General features: G+C 68.6%; 16 protein-coding genes. 11 read left to right on the top strand and 5 right to left on the bottom strand.

What is annotated here, in order from left to right; genetic code table 11:
* Position 1 precedes the first annotated feature (1 nt).
* The gene (locus C0R07_RS08555) at positions 2-511 is read left to right on the top strand and encodes a cytochrome c oxidase assembly factor Coa1 family protein (RefSeq protein ID WP_046273032.1); all 510 of its coding nucleotides are present in this window, start codon (positions 2-4) and stop codon (positions 509-511) included.
* Between the two features lie 79 nt (positions 512-590).
* Positions 591-2,402, top strand: coding sequence for a DUF885 domain-containing protein (locus C0R07_RS08550; protein WP_070472546.1), 1,812 nt, complete (start codon positions 591-593; stop codon positions 2,400-2,402).
* Positions 2,403-2,506: 104 nt separating this feature from the next.
* Here C0R07_RS08550 and C0R07_RS08545 read toward each other — a convergent pair whose 3' ends face one another.
* Entirely contained in the window at positions 2,507-2,965 is a 459-nt protein-coding gene (locus tag C0R07_RS08545) for a hypothetical protein (protein ID WP_019185443.1), read from the bottom strand.
* A 181-nt stretch (positions 2,966-3,146) separates the two neighbouring features.
* Between C0R07_RS08545 and C0R07_RS08540 the strand changes: the two genes are divergently transcribed.
* The 4 genes from C0R07_RS08540 to C0R07_RS08525 all read left to right on the top strand — a co-directional run bounded on the left by C0R07_RS08540 (position 3,147) and on the right by C0R07_RS08525 (position 5,757).
* The gene (locus tag C0R07_RS08540; RefSeq protein WP_070472543.1) at positions 3,147-3,395 is read left to right on the top strand and encodes a hypothetical protein; all 249 of its coding nucleotides are present in this window, start codon (positions 3,147-3,149) and stop codon (positions 3,393-3,395) included.
* Between the two features lie 123 nt (positions 3,396-3,518).
* Complete coding sequence (locus C0R07_RS08535; RefSeq protein WP_102788663.1) at positions 3,519-4,436, top strand: bestrophin family protein; 918 nt, start codon at positions 3,519-3,521, stop codon at positions 4,434-4,436.
* 27 nt (positions 4,437-4,463) lie between these two features.
* Complete coding sequence (hemB, locus tag C0R07_RS08530; RefSeq protein WP_102788662.1) at positions 4,464-5,453, top strand: porphobilinogen synthase; 990 nt, start codon at positions 4,464-4,466, stop codon at positions 5,451-5,453.
* 31 nt (positions 5,454-5,484) lie between these two features.
* A complete protein-coding gene (locus C0R07_RS08525; RefSeq protein ID WP_019185439.1) occupies positions 5,485-5,757 on the top strand; it encodes an SHOCT domain-containing protein in 273 nt (90 codons plus the stop codon).
* A 66-nt stretch (positions 5,758-5,823) separates the two neighbouring features.
* On the opposite strand, the gene C0R07_RS08520 is transcribed toward C0R07_RS08525, so the two are convergent.
* Positions 5,824-6,699, bottom strand: a complete 876-nt coding sequence (locus C0R07_RS08520) for a PD40 domain-containing protein (RefSeq protein ID WP_102788746.1) — start codon at positions 6,697-6,699, stop codon at positions 5,824-5,826.
* 53 nt (positions 6,700-6,752) lie between these two features.
* Here C0R07_RS08520 and aroE point away from each other — a divergent pair, with 53 nt between their 5' ends.
* The 3 genes from aroE to dinG all read left to right on the top strand — a co-directional run bounded on the left by aroE (position 6,753) and on the right by dinG (position 10,215).
* Positions 6,753-7,598: a shikimate dehydrogenase gene (aroE, locus tag C0R07_RS08515; RefSeq protein ID WP_102788661.1), complete on the top strand. Its 846-nt coding sequence runs from the start codon at positions 6,753-6,755 to the stop codon at positions 7,596-7,598.
* A gap of 10 nt (positions 7,599-7,608) precedes the next feature.
* The gene (locus C0R07_RS08510) at positions 7,609-7,971 is read left to right on the top strand and encodes a hypothetical protein (RefSeq protein ID WP_070472534.1); all 363 of its coding nucleotides are present in this window, start codon (positions 7,609-7,611) and stop codon (positions 7,969-7,971) included.
* 141 nt (positions 7,972-8,112) lie between these two features.
* A complete protein-coding gene (dinG, locus tag C0R07_RS08505) occupies positions 8,113-10,215 on the top strand; it encodes an ATP-dependent DNA helicase DinG (protein ID WP_070472531.1) in 2,103 nt (700 codons plus the stop codon).
* Between the two features lie 23 nt (positions 10,216-10,238).
* Here the strand turns inward: dinG and C0R07_RS08500 are convergent, their stop codons facing one another.
* Both C0R07_RS08500 and ilvD read right to left on the bottom strand, forming a co-directional pair.
* Complete coding sequence (locus tag C0R07_RS08500; protein ID WP_083298778.1) at positions 10,239-10,868, bottom strand: hypothetical protein; 630 nt, start codon at positions 10,866-10,868, stop codon at positions 10,239-10,241.
* An 84-nt stretch (positions 10,869-10,952) separates the two neighbouring features.
* Positions 10,953-12,791, bottom strand: coding sequence for a dihydroxy-acid dehydratase (gene ilvD, locus C0R07_RS08495; protein ID WP_102788660.1), 1,839 nt, complete (start codon positions 12,789-12,791; stop codon positions 10,953-10,955).
* A 204-nt stretch (positions 12,792-12,995) separates the two neighbouring features.
* Here ilvD and C0R07_RS08490 point away from each other — a divergent pair, with 204 nt between their 5' ends.
* The gene (locus C0R07_RS08490; RefSeq protein WP_070472525.1) at positions 12,996-13,559 is read left to right on the top strand and encodes a DUF1190 domain-containing protein; all 564 of its coding nucleotides are present in this window, start codon (positions 12,996-12,998) and stop codon (positions 13,557-13,559) included.
* A 3-nt stretch (positions 13,560-13,562) separates the two neighbouring features.
* Positions 13,563-14,741, top strand: coding sequence for a glutathionylspermidine synthase family protein (locus C0R07_RS08485; RefSeq protein WP_102788659.1), 1,179 nt, complete (start codon positions 13,563-13,565; stop codon positions 14,739-14,741).
* A 3-nt stretch (positions 14,742-14,744) separates the two neighbouring features.
* On the opposite strand, the gene C0R07_RS08480 is transcribed toward C0R07_RS08485, so the two are convergent.
* Positions 14,745-16,043: a DUF58 domain-containing protein gene (locus tag C0R07_RS08480; protein WP_102788658.1), complete on the bottom strand. Its 1,299-nt coding sequence runs from the start codon at positions 16,041-16,043 to the stop codon at positions 14,745-14,747.
* Between the last annotated feature and the right edge of the window lie 27 nt (positions 16,044-16,070).

Genomic DNA, 16,070 nt, shown 5'->3' with positions numbered 1-16,070 from the left:
GATGACATTGCCGCCCGCGCTTCCTGGTTCGACCGTGCCCACCGGCTGGTGGCGTCGCCACTGGCGCTGGGCGATGCCGCTTGCGGTGGTGGTCGGTATGGCGGCGGCAGCGGGCGCGGTAGGGTTCGCGCTGTCCCAGTGGGCGTACTGGAGCAAGTCCAGCACGCCCTACCAGGAAGCCATGCGCCGCGCGCGCTGCAACATCGAACTGGTGGCGGCCCTGGGTGAGCCGCTGCGCGATGGCTACCTGCCCGCCGGCTCGATGCATTCCAACGGGCAGAGCCAGTTCGTGATCGCGGTGTCCGGCCCGCAGGGCAACGGCCGCATCTTCCTCAACGCCAAGCGCGCCGGCGAGCACTGGGACTACCCGATGCTGTACGTGGTGACCGACGGCAAGGAGGCGATCGATCTGGCCGCCCTGGACGACCTCGAAGCCGCGGACAGTTGCGCGCTCGAAGAGTGCCGGGCGAAGGGGGACTGCCCGCCGGCACCGGAGGCCTTGCAGATCTGAGCGGCGCATGACCTCCGGCCAATTGCCCCGGACCCGCCAAGTGCGTAGGGTCGCAGGCATCCTGCCCTGGAGTTCCTGCATGAAGCCGCTTGTCCTCGCCGTTGCGCTTGCGCTGTCCGTTCCCGCCGCGCTGTCGGCTCCCCCGGCCTTGGCCGCGCCGGCAGCCGCCAAGCCCGCCGCTTCGCCGGCCTGGGTGACCCGCAGCAATCAGCTCGCGCAGATCCTGCTGGATGCGCAGGGCCCGTTCCAGCCGGAAGAAACCGGCTTCTTCGGCGTGCCGGGCTACGACGACAAGGTGGCCGACTTCGGCCCGGACAACGGCGCCCGCTACCGCGCGGCGATGGCCAAGTCGCGCAGTGAGCTGCAGGCCAAGCTCGCCACCGAGCGCGATCCCAATGTCCGCCAGGACCTGGCGATCATGATCGCCGCCGCCGACCAGAACATCGAAGGCAGCGAACTCAACGAGAAGTACCTGCTGCCGTGGAGCGATACCCCGCAGACCGTGTTCAGCGGCCTCAACCTGCTGCTGTCCGACCAGGTGCCCGCCGAACGCCGCGCCAAGGCGCTGGACCGCCTGAAGGCCTACGCCGGGCTTGCCCCGGGCACGCAGCCGGTGACCACGCTGTCGCGCCAGCGCTACGAAGAGCGCCTGGGCGACAAGAGCCTGCTGCAGCCGACGAAGATCGAAGTCGAGCAGTCGCTGGCCAATGTGGATACCTACATCAGCGGCATCGAGCAGCTGTTCGGCAAGTACAAGGTCGCCGGTGCCGAGCAGGCGCTGCAGACCATCGCCAGCCAGCTGCGCGAGTACCGCGACTGGACCCGCCGTGACGTGCTGCCCAAGGCCCGCACCGACGCGCGCCTGCCCGAGCCGCTGTATGCCTACCAGCTCAAGCGCGTGGGCATCGACATCGCCCCGGCGCTGCTGATGCAGCGGGCCCAGCTGGAATTCATGGAAACCCGGTCGGCGATGCGCCAGCTGGCACCGCTGGTGGTGCAGGCCAAGGGCCTGAAGGTCACCGACCCCACCGATCCGGTCGCGGTGGTGCGTGCGCTCAAGGGCGACAAGATTCCTGACGACCAGCTTGAGCACCACTACCGTGGCGTGATCGATGCGATCGACCCGATCATCCGCAAGGAAAAGATCGTCGATGTGCCGCAGCGCCCGATGCAGATGCGGCTGGGCTCGGCTGCCGAAAGTGCCGCCTCGCCGGCCCCGCATTTCCTGCCGGCCCCGCTGGTCGGCAACACCGGGCAGCAGGGCACCTTCGTGCTGCCGCTGGGCAACCCGGCCGCCGGCGACAAGGCCGCGCAGTACGACGATTTCAACTTCGGCTCGGCCGCCTGGACGCTGAGCGCGCATGAAGGCCGCCCGGGCCACGAGCTGCAGTTCACCGCGATGGTCGAGCGCGGCATCTCGCTGGCGCGCACCATGTTCGCCTTCAACTCGGTCAACGTGGAAGGCTGGGCGTTGTATGCCGAAGCGGAGATGGTGCCGTACGAGCCGCTGGACGGGCAGCTGATCGCGCTGCAGTTCCGCCTGCTGCGTGCCGCGCGCGCAATGCTGGACCCGATGCTCAACCTGGGCCAGATCGACCGTGCCAACGCCGAGCGCGTGCTGATCGACGAAGTCGGCCTGTCCAAGGCGATGGCCACCCAGGAACTGGACCGCTACATGGTGCGCATGCCCGGCCAGGCCGGCAGCTACTTCTACGGTTACACCCGCATCCTTGAGCTGCGCATGCAGACCGAGCTGGCGCTGGGCGATCGCTTCGACCGGCTGGCGTTCAACAACTTCCTGCTGGACCAGGGCCTGCTGCCGCCGGACCAGCTGGCCAAGGCAGTGAACGAGGTGTTCGTGCCGAAGTACAACAGCGCGGCCAAGCGCTGACACGGTTCCGGTAGGTGCGGGGCGTTTCCCGGTAGGCACCGACCGTTGGTCGGTGCGCTGGCCCGGCCGCCACGACCAACGGTCGTGGCCTACCGCGGCGCCGGTTAGCGCTGCGGCGTGATCGTCTGCGTGGGCAGGCGCGGCGCCGGCGGCGGGTTGGGTACCCAGATGGCCACGCCGGCCGCGCGCTTCTGCGTGGTCGGAATGCCGATGCCGACGCCACCGCCCACGTGCGAGCCATAGCTGCCCGCACCGACGGACATGCCCACCGGCGAACCGCTGGAGCCGACGCCCATCAGGATCACGCCATTGGCACCGAGGGCGGCCGCTTCACGCTTGAGCCGCATCACGGCCGCATCGGTCTGGCCCTGCGTGCCGAAGCCGACCGCACTGGCCGATTCAAGCTGGGCGATTTCCTGTGAGCCGGCCGGCGGCGTGGAGTAGATCTGGACCGTGGCCGGATCGACCGGCGCACGTGCCTGGCCGAGCATGACCTTGGAGGTGCTGGCACAGCCAGCGCTGAGCAGCGCCAGGCCCAGCAATGCGGCGCATCGGATGTTCATGGCGTTACCCCTGTGTGTGATGGCTGGGATGATCGGCGCTGGCGACTGAATCGGTGCCAACCCCTGCCAGTGCACCCTAGCACCGCCGCGGTGAGGCCCCCGCCAACGGCGTCTCGCTGCCGCTTGCGCCTGCGCCCGGAACCGCTATGGTGGGCCACGCATTCACCTCAAGGAGCCGGGCATGGGATTGATCAGTCTGTTGTGGGGCATCGTGGCGCTGCTCTGGATGATTGTGGCCCTGATCCCGCTGCTGGGCTGGGGCAACTGGTTCCTGATCCCGTTCGCCGCCGTGGGCGCGGTCATCGCCGCCATCGGCATCCTGTTCACCCACGTCAGCAAGCGCGGCCGGGCCTGGACCGGGCTGGTGCTCAACGGCATCGTGGTGGTGGTCGGCATCGTCCGGCTCGGGCTGGGCGGCGGCATCATCTGAGCCATGCGGGTGCGACCGACCGTCGCAGCTCACTGCCGCCCGGCACCATCGGCGTAGAATGACCGGCTGCCGCATCCGGCTCCGCCGGCGGTCCACGCCCGTCCGGGCGCTCTCCCTGCACCGATGATCATTCGTCCTCGTCCCCACGGTTGGCAACTGCTCTACATCCTGCGCGGCTCCATCGTTCCGGCGGTGGCCCCGAAAGTCGTGGCGATCCTGCTGCTGTCCATTGCCGTTGCCGCCCTGGCCGAGCTGTGGCACCCGCCGGGCATCGAGCGCGTCTCGGTGGCGCCGTTCACGCTGCTGGGCCTGGTGCTGTCGATCTTCCTCAGCTTCCGCAACAACGCCTGCTTCGAGCGTTGGTGGGAAGGCCGCAAGCTGTGGGGCCAGCTGATCTATGAATCGCGCAGCCTGGCCCGCCTGTGCCAGGCGCTGCTGGTCGACGATCCTGCGCTGCGCGACCGCGTGTGCCGGCTGTGCATCGGCTTCGCGCATGCCCTGGCCGCCCGCCTGCGCGGCCGCGACGTGGCGTTGGCGGCGCTGCCGTGGGTGGCCGAGGCCGACCGCGTGCGTTTCGGCCAGCGCCGCAATGTGCCGGATCAACTGCTGGCGATGATCGCCTCCGATCTGGCCCAGGCGCTGCGCGCCGGTCAGCTCGATCCCTACCTGTACACCCAGTTCGAAACACGCCTGCATGCGCTTTCCAGCATCCAGGCCGGTTGCGAGCGCATCCTGACCACCCCGCTGCCGTTCGCCTACACGCTGCTGCTGCACCGCTGCGCGTGGCTGTTCTGCGTGCTGCTGCCCTTCGGCCTGGCCAGCTCGCTGGGCTGGGCCACGCCGGTGGTCTCGGCCGTGTTGGCGTATGCGTTCTTCGGCCTGGACCAGCTCGGCGAGGAGATGGAAGAGCCGTTCGGGCTGGAATCCAACGACCTGCCGCTGGATGCGATGGTGCGCACCATCGAGATCGATCTGCTCGACAGCCTGGGCGTCCAGCCGCTGCCCGAGCCCCTGCAACCGCGGCAGTACCTGCTGCAGTAATTCCTGCCTTCCGTTCCGGAGCACCTCATGGCACACCCCGACTATCGCGCCCGCCGCATGCGTCACGACGAGTTCTCGCGCCGCCTCATGCGCGAAAACACCCTGACCACCGACGACCTGATCTATCCGGTGTTCGTGCACGAGCTGGCCGGCCGCGCGCCGATCGCCTCGATGCCGGGCGTGGAACGGCTCTCGATCGACGAGCTGCTCAAGGTGGCCGAAGAGGCGCTGGAACTGGGCATCCCGGTGATCGACCTGTTCCCGGTGATCGATCCGGCCGGCAAGAGTCTGGACGCGGCGGCGGCGTGGGACGGGAACGGGCTGGCGCAGCGCGCCGTGCGTGCACTCAAGTCGCGCTTCCCCGAGCTGGGCGTGATGACCGATGTCGCGCTGGATCCGTACACCACGCATGGTCAGGACGGCATCATCGATGACGCCGGCTACGTGCTCAACGACATTACCGTGGATGCGCTGGTCAAGCAGTCGCTCTCGCATGCAGACGCCGGTGTGGACATCATTTCGCCCTCGGACATGATGGACGGCCGCATCGGTGCGATCCGCCGTGCGCTGGATGCTGCGGGCCACGTCAACGTGCGCATCATGGCCTACTCGGCCAAGTACGCCTCGGCGTTCTACGGTCCGTTCCGCGATGCGGTGGGCAGCTCGGCCGGCCTCGGCAAGGCGGACAAGAAGACCTACCAGATGGACCCGGCCAACGGCGATGAGGCCATGCGCGAGATCGCGCTGGACCTGGAAGAAGGTGCGGACATGGTCATGGTCAAGCCGGGCATGCCCTACCTGGACGTGGTGCGCCGGGTGAAGCAGCAGTTCGGCGTGCCGACCTTCGCGTATCAGGTCAGTGGCGAGTACGCGATGATGAAGGCGGCCTTCGCCAATGGCTGGCTGGACGAGCGGGCGTGTGTGATGGAATCGCTGATCGGCTTCAAGCGTGCCGGTGCCGATGGCGTGCTGACCTATTTCGCCCCGCAGGTGGCGCGTTGGCTGCGCGAGCGCTGACAATACGCGCCCACCCCGATACAGGACGAGGATGATGCAGACGATGGGATGGCTACAGTGGGTGACCTGGACGGCCGGCGTGCTGGCATTTGCAGCGGTCATCGGGCTGGTGATCCGTGGCGTGCGCCGCGCCGCGCGGCAGGCGCCGGAGCAGCCCTCCGCCGCGGCCCGCATCGCCCGTGAGGCGCAGCTGTCGCCCGCCTTGCAGGCACAGCTGGCCGCCTTGAACCAGCGCAAGGATCACGGCGAGATCAGCGAGGCGCAGTACGAGCAGCTGCGCGCGGAGCTGCTGCAGGGCCATTGACGCTGGCCGGCGCCGCCTCCACGGGTAGAGCGACGCCAAGCGTCGCTGCCCTTCGGCCCCGCAACATCAACCGCAGCCCATACCCCGCGGCGCTGCCGGCGCCTTGATCCGGTACAGATCCAGCCCGCCGGCACGCGGTGCGCGTGCCATGCCAGCCAGCACCATCTCCGTGGGCTTGGACGCGTCCACCACCGGCGCGCCGGTCTGGCCGTCGGCGGTGTTGAACGACAACGTCAACGGCACCGCCGCCTGGCGGTGATCGCAGCCCGCCAGCAGGACCTGCGAATGCCCGTCGCTCGCGCGGGTGAAGGCCAGTGCACCCTCGTTATCCAGCCAGGCCGCCCCGAGCTCGTCGGCGGCCGTGTTGAGCGGGGCGGGCAGGGCCTGCGCGGTGCCGAATCCCTCGCCCTGCACGGGCGCCAGGTACAGATCGAAGCCGCCCTGGGTGTGTTTGCCGTTGCGCGAGAACAGCAGCATGCGGCCGTCCGGGCGCAGCGCGGGGGCCCGTTCGTCCGCGCGCGTGTTGAGCGCCCCCGGCAGGGTCTGCGCGGGCCCGACGCTGCCATCGGCGGCCATCGGGGCGCGGTACAGGTCGAATCCGCCCTGGCCGCCGGGTCGGTTGGAGGCGAAGTACAGCCAGCGTCCATCATGGCTGAAGTAGGGGTCGCGCTCATCGCTGGCGCTGTTGAGCGCGAGCGGGGCAGGGTCCTGCCAGCGGCCATCGCGCAGCACCGCCTGCCACAGGTCCCAGCCGCCCTGGCCACCGGCGCGGTCGCTGGCCCACACGATGCGCTGGCCGTCCGGCGCGATCGTGCCCTGGGCTTCGTTGGCCTTGGTCGAGACCACGCCCATGCCCTCGATGCCGAATTCGGAAAGCGCCATCGCGGCGGGCGTGCAGAGTAAACTGGCGCTCAGCGCGAGCAGAGACAATGGAATGCGCATCATCGCGTCCGTTGGGGTTTGCGTTCCATTCTAGGCCCGGAGCAGGACAACCCATGACCGACCGTTACGCCGTATTCGGCCAGCCCATCGCGCATTCGCAGTCGCCGCACATCCACGCCACGTTCGGCCGGCAGGAAGGCCTGGCGCTGGACTACCGTGCGATCGAAGCGTCGCCGGCCGAGTTCCTGGCAGCGCTGGAGGCCTTCGCCGCCGAGGGCGGCGTGGGCGCCAACATCACCGCGCCGCACAAGGAAGCCGCCTTCGCACTGTGCACCACGCTGACCTCGCGCGCGCGCCGCGCCGGTGCGGTCAACACGCTGCTGCGCAAGGGCGACCGCTGGCATGGCGACACCACCGATGGCATCGGCCTGGTCCGTGACCTTACCGACCGCCACGGCCTGGACCTGCGTGGCCGCCGCACCCTGCTGATCGGCGCCGGCGGCTCGGCCCGCAGCGTGGCCCCGGCCCTGCTGGATGCCGGCATCCTGGAGCTGGTGGTGGTCAACCGCACCCCGGAACGCGCCGACGCGCTGATCGATGCGATGGGCGAGCCGGGCCGCGCGATCACCCGCTACTGGGAAGACATCCGCGAGCTGGGCGATTTCGAGTTGATCGTCAACGCCACCTCGGCCGGCCGCGACCGCGCCGCGGAATTCAAGCTGCCGCTCTCGCTCGTCAACAGCATGACCACCGCCGTGGACCTCAACTACGGCGAGGCCGCGATCGCCTTCACCGCGTGGGCGCGCTCGGCCGGCTGCCGCAACATCGTCGACGGCCTGGGCATGCTGGTCGAACAGGCCGCCGAGAGCTTCCTGCAGTGGCACGCGGTGCGCCCGCAGACCGACGCGGTCTACACCGAGCTGCGGAACCGGCTGGCGCCGCTGGCCGGCGAGGACTGAGCCGGTGGACATGGACCTGCTGGTCTCGATGCTGACCATGGTGGGCGTGCGCCTGCCGGTGCTGATCGCGCTGGCGGTCGCGGTGGTCTGGGTGGTGGACACCCCGCGCGGGGCGATCCGCAGTGTTGCCCTGGGCGCGCTGGGCCTGATAGCGCTGACCACGCTGGCCGGCCTGGTGCTCAACCTGGTGCCGATGTGGATGGTGCAGCAGGGCAACTACGAAAACCTGCAGCTGATGTCCAAGCTGCTGGGCGCTGGCCACTTCGCGCTCAACCTGTTCGAGGCGCTCGCGCTGGTCCTGCTGGTCTGGGCGATGACCCGCGCGCTGCGCAGCCGCGCCGTTCCGCCCGCTGCGCCGCTGCCGCCGCGCTGAGCGGATGCAGCAGGCTGTCGCGGTCCACAGTGTTGGCGTGGGTCGCGTCACGGATATGAACCGGCGCGGAAAATGGCGCCGGTCACGACCGCCGGGTCGTGAGAAAATGGGGACCGTGATCCAGTCAGGCAGTCCTCCGGCGTGACCGAAAAAGTTGAAGCCCCCCGCGCCCTGAACGACGAACTCAAGGCCGGCATCCGCGACGCCTACGCCAAGCTGCAGGCCAATACGCCCGGCTTCAGTACCCGGCGCTCGCAGAGCCAGATGATCGGTGTGGTGTCGCGTGCGCTCTCGCACAGCGGCGGCGTGGGCGTGGTTGAAGCCCCGACCGGCGTCGGCAAGTCGCTGGGCTACCTGACCGCCGGCGTGCCGATCGCGCTGGCGACCAAAAAGAAGCTGGTGATCAGCACCGGCACCGTGGCGCTGCAGTCGCAGCTGGTCGAGCGCGACATCCCCAATTTCCTCAAGGCCACCGGTATCGAAGCGACGGTGGCGCTGGCCAAGGGCCGCACCCGCTACCTGTGCACCCGCAATGCCGCCGAAGCGCATGGCGATGGCGCGCAGGAAGGCATGTTCGACGACGAGCAGCCGCTGTTCGATCGCCCGTTGGCGCCGATCGAGATGGACCTGGCGCAGTCGCTGAGCAAGGCCTTCCTCGAAGGCCGCTGGAACGGCGACCTGGACAACGCGCCGGAAACGATCAGCAACACCCTGCGCTCGCGCATCACCACGCCGGCCTCGGGCTGCGCCGGGCGCAAGTGCGCCTACGCCGCGCAGTGCGCCGTGCTGCGTTCGCGCAACACCGTGCGCGAGGCGCAGATCGTGGTGACCAACCACGCGCTGCTGCTGTCGGCCCTGTCGATCGGTGAGAGCGACAACGGCCAGCCGCTGATCGCCCCACCGTCGGACATGCTGCTGGTGCTCGACGAAGGCCACCATATCGGCAACGTCGCCATCGACCAGGGTGCGGCCAGCCTCGCGCTGGACGAGATGGCCAAGCGCACCGGCCGTCTGCAGGTGCTGATCGCCGCGTCCTACCGCGCGGTGGACAAGGACAAGCTGGGCAACCTGCTGCCCAACGAGGCGATCGAGGCCGCCGCCAAGGTCAGCAAGCAGCTCAAGGCCTTTCGTGATGTGATCGACCGCAGCTGGCGGCCGGATCCTTCCGCGCAGGAGCCGATGTGGCGCGCTCCGAATGGCCGCTTGCCGGACATCTGGATGCCGGAGATCGAGGCCATCGCCGACGACACCCGCGCGCTGTTCAACTGGGCGCACGCCGCGCTGACGCAGGTGGCCAAAGGCAAGCCCGAGGATGCCGCGCGCGAGCGCCTGCAGCGCAACCTCGGCATGGCGCTGGAGATGATCGAGCAGCAGCACAACCTGTGGACCGGCTGGCGCCGCGAAGACAAGGACGGCCAGCCGCCCACCGCGCGCTGGGTGACCCTCTCGCGCGATGGCGACCTGGTCCTGCACGGCTCGCCGGTGTCGGCCGCCAACGTGCTGCGCAAGCTGCTCTGGGATGAGGTGGATTCGGTGGTGATGACCTCGGCCACGCTGACCGGCGGCGGCGACTTCCAGGCCTTGGCGATCGACAACGGCATTCCGGCCGAGGCCGAGATGGTCTCGCTCGCCTCCCCGTTCGACCTGCCCAACCAGGCCCAGCTGATCGTGCCGGCGTTCCCGGTGACCCCGGATGACAAGGAAGGTCACCCGAAGGAAATCGCGAAGTACCTGGTCAAGGAACTGGACTGGGGCAAGGGCAGCATCGTGCTGTTTACCTCGCGCTGGAAGATGGAAAAGGTGGCCGAGCTGATGCCGGCCGCGCAGCGCAAACAGGTGCTGGTGCAGGGCGAGACCGCCAAGCAGAAGATGATCGACGAGCACCTGCGGCGTACCTCGGCCGGTGAGGGCTCGGTGCTGTTCGGGCTGAATTCCTTCGGCGAAGGCCTGGATCTGCCTGGCGAAGCCTGCACCACGGTGGTCATCACCCAGGTGCCGTTCGCGGTGCCGACCGATCCGCAGACCTCCACGCTGAGCGAGTGGTTCGAAAGCCGCGGCCTGAACGCCTTCAACCTGATCGCGATCCCGCATGCGCTGCGCACGCTGACCCAGTTCTCCGGCCGGTTGATCCGCACCTCCACCGATACCGGTCGCGTGATCATCCTCGACTCGCGGTTGCTGACCCGCCGCTACGGCAAACGCATCATCGATTCACTGCCGCCGTTCAAGCGGGTGATCGGGTAACACGGGCAGCTCCTGCGACCCGATCAGCGTGTGCGGCCCTCGGGCGTGGTCGTAGTGTCGGGGTGGCGGCAGGACTGAGCGGAATACGCCAGCCGGTAGCTCTGGCCGAAGCACCGGACGAACGCATCGACCACATCGAGGTTGGGCGGCCAGGCGACCTGCACCACCTCGCCGTTCGGCATCGCGAAGCTGAAAAATCCATCCTTGACGTTCACCTCCGGCGGCGCTGGCAGGGCTGCCAGCGCCGTGCGGGCAGCGGCCAGGGCCGGCCGGTCCTTCTCGATGAAGGCGATGCTGGCATCCACGTAGGGATTCCAACCGCCAGCGTCGGGCGCGGGCTTGTAGGTCTGCCGCATCAATGCGACCGCCTGTGCGTCCTGCCCGGCCTGTGCACGCATCTGCGCTTCATGCCAGATCATCGTGGTGTTGCCGGCGGCCTTGGGCTGCGCACGATAGGCCGCGATGAGATCGGCGGCCGCCAGCTGGCACTCCGCCTTCTCCGCCATGGGGCGCCAGCCGCCCCCCAGATCCTGATCGAACTGCTCCGGCGTCAACGCCAGCATCGCAGTGAGATCCACCGCGCATTCGTCGGCAACGGCGGGACAGGCGGCGGCCGACAGGGCCAGAGCCAGCAGAGAGCGCGAGCCGTGCATCGTCACATCCTTGTGCAGAGGTCTGGAGCGAGTGTTGGCCTACGGCACATTGCCGGTCAAGCCGGGCGGCGCCTCCAGGCGCTCTCAGTCCTCCAGCTTCGCCAGATCCCGCACCGCGCCCTTATCGGCACTCGTCGCCAGCAACGCATAGGCTTTCAACGCGCCGGTGACCTTGCGCGGGCGCGCCTCGCGCGGTTTCCAGCCCAGGGCGTCCTGCTCGGCACGGCGTGCCGCCAGCGTGGCGTCATCCAGCAGCAGATCGATGCGCCGCGCCGGGATGTCGATGCGGATGCGGTCGCCATCGCGAACCAGGCCGATGGTGCCGCCCGAGGCCGCTTCCGGCGAGGCATGCCCGATCGACAGGCCCGAGGTGCCGCCGGAGAAACGGCCGTCGGTGAGCAGGGCGCATTGCTTGCCCAGCCCCTTGGATTTCAGATAGCTGGTCGGGTACAGCATCTCCTGCATGCCCGGGCCGCCGCGCGGGCCTTCGTAGCGGATCACGACCACGTCACCGGCGACGACTTCATCGGCGAGGATGCCCTGCACGGCGGCGTCCTGGCTCTCGAACACCCGCGCGTTGCCTTCGAACACATGGATGGATTCATCCACGCCGGCAGTCTTCACCACGCAGCCATCAACGGCCAGGTTGCCACGCAGCACGGCCAGTCCACCTTCTGCGGAGTACGCATGGGCGACATCGCGGATGCAGCCTTCGGCGCGGTCCACGTCCAGCGTCGGCCAGCGCGTGGCCTGGCTGAACGCGATCTGGGTCGGGATGCCTGCCGGCCCGGCGCGGAAGAAATCGTGCACCTTCTCATCGGTGCTCACCGCCACATCCCAACGTGCGATCGCCTCGGCCAGGGTGCGGCTGTGCACGGTCGGCACGTCGGTGTGCAGCAGGCCGCCCCGCGCAAGCTCACCGAGGATGCCGAACACGCCGCCGGCGCGATGCACGTCCTCCATGTGGTACTTCGGCGTGTTCGGAGCGACCTTGCACAGCTGCGGCACACGGCGCGAGAGCGCGTCGATGGCATGCAGGTCGAAGTCCACTTCCGCCTCCTGCGCCGCCGCCAACAGGTGCAGGATGGTGTTGGTCGAGCCGCCCATCGCGATATCCAGCGTCATCGCGTTCTCGAACGCCTGGCGGGTGGCGATGCCGCGGGGCAGCGCACCGATCTCTTCGCCGCCATACCAGCGGTGGCACAGTTCCACGATCAGGCGGCCGGCACGGCGGAACAGCTGCTCGCGGTCGGCGTGCGTGGCCAGGGTGGAGCCGTTGCCCGGCAGCGACAGGCCCAGTGCCTCGGTCAGGCAGTTCATCGAGTTGGCGGTGAACATGCCCGAGCACGAGCCGCAGGTGGGGCAGGCGCTGCGCTCGTATTCGGCGACCTTCTCATCGCTGGCGCTTTCATCGGCGGCGATCACCATGGCATCGACCAGGTCCAGCTTGTGCTCGGACAGGCGCGTCTTGCCCGCTTCCATCGGCCCGCCGGAGACGAACACCACCGGGATGTTCAGGCGCAGCGCGGCCATCAGCATGCCGGGGGTGATCTTGTCGCAGTTGGAGATGCACACCAGCGCATCGGCGCAGTGTGCGTTGGCCATGTACTCCACCGAGTCGGCGATGATCTCGCGGCTGGGCAGCGAATACAGCATGCCGTCATGGCCCATGGCGATGCCGTCATCCACCGCGATGGTGTTGAATTCCTTCGCCACGCCGCCGACCTGCTCGATCTCGCGCGCCACGAGCTGGCCCAGGTCCTTGAGGTGCACGTGGCCGGGCACGAACTGGGTGAACGAGTTGGCGACGGCGATGATCGGCTTGTGGAAGTCGCCATCTGTCATCCCGGTGGCGCGCCACAGGGCGCGTGCGCCAGCCATGTTGCGGCCGGCGGTGGAGGTGCGGGAGCGGTATTCAGGCATGGTGGCTGGCAGGATCTGGCGGGCCGTGGGGGCGCGTTTCGCCTCGATTCTGCCGAAAAATTCCGGTTGCGTTTGCAACCACCTTCGCCGCTGCCGCGCGATCGAATCCTGAAACGCTGTTCATGTTTTCGACTTTGCCGGTTTTGGTTGTTCGCGCCGATCAGGCATGATTGGGGAGATAACCGCACTAGGGGGCATGACGCCATGAAACGTTCCAGGACCACTGCGCTGCTGCTGATGAGCGCTGCGCCGCTGCTGTTCACCGCCTGCCAGAAGAACGAGGCCGTGCAGGTGCAGGAAGGGCTCTACACCTCGGTGCAGGCCTGTACCGAAGCCACCGGCGATCCGTCCAGCTGCCGCAATGCCTTTGCCGAAGCGCAGAAGCAGTCGGCCGATGCCGCCCCCAAGTACGCCACGCGCGAAGCCTGTGAGGCCGAGTACAACGCCGAGCAGTGCGTGGAACAGAAGACCTCCACCGGCCACTCGTTCATCGGCCCGATGATGATGGGCTTCTTCATGTCGCAGATGCTCAGCAACCGCGGCGGCGCGGGTCTGGCCCAGCAGCCGGCGGCGGCGCCGGCCTACCAGGACAAGGCCAAGGGCTGGGCCCGTCCGGGCCCGTCCACCGGTGGGATGAACACCGCCAGCGGCATCGGCGCCGGCAAGGCCGGCCTGGCGCCGGTCAACGCCACCCCGAACCGGGCGGTCACCGCCAGCCGCGGTGGCTTCGGCAACACCAGCAGCAACCGCAGCAGCGTCGGCGGCTGATCGATGCAGCGCGTGCGTATCGCCGAGCGCAGCCAGTGGCGCGCCCGGGCCGAAGAGTCGGGGTTCCGTTTCCACACCATCGATGGCCTGCCGTACTGGGATGAAACCGCGTATTACGCCTTCACCCTGCGTCAGATCGAGCAGGACATCGAAGATCCCAGCGCCGAGCTGCATGCCATGGCGATGGACCTGGTGGACGAGGTGGTGGGCAGCCAGCAGCTGATGGACCAGCTGGCGATCCCGCCGCAGTTCCGCGACTGGATCGCCGACAGCTGGCGCCGCCGCGAGCCGCACCTGTATGGGCGGCTGGATTTCGCCTACGACGGCAGCGGCCCGGCCAAGCTGTACGAGCTCAATTACGACACGCCCACCTCGCTGTTCGAAGCCTCGTTCTTCCAGTGGCAATGGCTGGAGGACCAGCGCAACCAGAACCGGTTGCCGCCGCACGCCGACCAGTTCAACGCGATCCATGAAGCCCTGGTCGAACGGTTCGGTGAACTGGCCGCGCAGCTGCCGCCGCCGCTGTATTTCAGCGCGGTGGGTGCGTCGGACGAAGACCAGGGCACGGTCGCCTACCTGCGCGACTGCGCGGCCCAGGCCGGCCTGCGCGGCGAAGCGATCGCGATCGAGGATATCGGCCTGTCCGAGGACGGGCGCTTCACCGCGCTCGACGACACCGTGATCGGCAGCCTGTTCAAGCTGTACCCGCTGGAAGACCTGATGACCGAGTCGTTCGGCCAGGCGCTGCCCGCCTCGGGCGTGCAGCTGCTGGAACCGGCGTGGAAGGCGATCCTCAGCAACAAGGGCGTGCTGCCGCTGCTGTGGCAGCGCCACCGGGGTCACCCGAACCTGCTCGCCGCCGAGTTCGACGATGGCAGCGAGCTGCCGCGTGGCTGGGTGCGCAAGCCGCTGTTTTCACGCGAGGGCGCCAATGTGGCCATGCACCTGGCCGATGGCAGCTGGCAGGAAAGCGAAGGCCCGTACACCGGCCCGGCGATCCGCCAGGCCGCGCATCCGCTCACCGCGTTCGATGGCGGCTATCCGCTGATCGGCAGCTGGGTGGTGGGTGACCACGCCTGTGGCATGGGCATCCGCGAAGACAACAGCCGGATCACCCGCGACAGCGCCCGCTTCGTACCGCACGCGATCATCGACGAAGCGCCGACGCGCATCTATCTCTGAGCGTTACAGCAACCCATCCCGCTTGACCGCCAGGTAGCGTTCCACCAGCGCCCCGGGCAGTGCTTCGGCGGTGACATCCAGCACCATCACCCGGTGGCTGCGCAGCGCGTCATGTGCGTCGCTGCGCTGCTGCAGGTAACGCGCGATCGCACCGGCCTGGGCAGCGTCCTGCAGGGTTTCCACCGGCTGGGACAGCGCATCATCCAGCGCGCGTTCGCGCAGGCTGGCCACGCACACCAGGTGCTGGCGTTGCAGCAGGCGCACTGCGGCGAGCAGGTCTTCGATGTCCTCGTCACGCACGTTGGTGACCAGCATCACCAGCGAGCGCCGGCGCTGACGCAGCGACAACTCGGTGGCAGCGGCGAGGTAATCGGTGGCCACCGGCTGCGCCTGCAGATCGTAGCTGGCGCGCAGCAGGGTATCGATGGTGCCCATGCCGCGTCTGGGCGCGACCCAGCGGCTGTCGCCCCCGGCCGCAAACAGGCCCACGCCGTCGCCCTGGCGCAGCGCAAGGTAGGACACCACCAGCGCCGCGTTGAGCACATGATCGAAGTGCGACAGGCCGCCTTCGCTGGCCATCATGCGCCGGCCGGTGTCGATCATCAGCACCAGCTGCTGGTTCTTCTCGTCCTGGTACTCACGCGACACCAGCTTGCGCGCACGTGCGGTGGCCTTCCAGTCGATCTGGCGCAGGCTGTCGCCGACGCGGTACTCGCGCATCTGGTGGAAGTCGGTGCCTTCGCCGCGGCGGCGCTTGAGGTGCGCACCGACCAGGCGCGAGGCCTGTTCGGCACTGAACAAGGCGAAGCGCGTCAGCGGGGCGAAGTTCGGGTACACGCGCACCGTCATCGCCGGCGGCAGCTGCCGCCGCTGATGCCACAGGCGCCAGGCGCTGTGCATGCGCAGATGCACGCCCTCGAACACAAAGCGGCCACGTGTGGTCGGGGTCAACCGGTACGCCACGCTGCTGGTCACCATCGGCTTGAGGGCCAGCCTGCGCGGCAGACCCTGCAGGCTCCACCCACCGGGAACCAGATCAAACACCTCCACACGCTGGTGGCGGCTCGACTCCAGACGCAGCGTGGCCTCACGCTCGACGTTCAACGCCAGAGACTCGGGCAGTTCGCGATGCACGCTGGGCGAGGGCTGGGCACGCAGGCGCAGCAGGTCCACCAGCGCAATCAGCGCCACGCCGCCGCCGATCGCCCACCAGACTGCGTGCGGCCAGGCACCGAGCACCACCGGCATGCCGAGCAGGCCCCAGCCGGCCAGCAGCGCCAGCAGCAGTAGGCCCGGCCTCATGCCGCCTGCCCGCGATGGAAAACGCGC

Source organism: Stenotrophomonas bentonitica (genome assembly GCF_002887735.1).
Lineage (GTDB): Bacteria > Pseudomonadota > Gammaproteobacteria > Xanthomonadales > Xanthomonadaceae > Stenotrophomonas > Stenotrophomonas bentonitica_A.
Note: the sequence above shows the minus strand (reverse complement) of the source record. Positions and strands in the feature narration are given on the sequence as shown.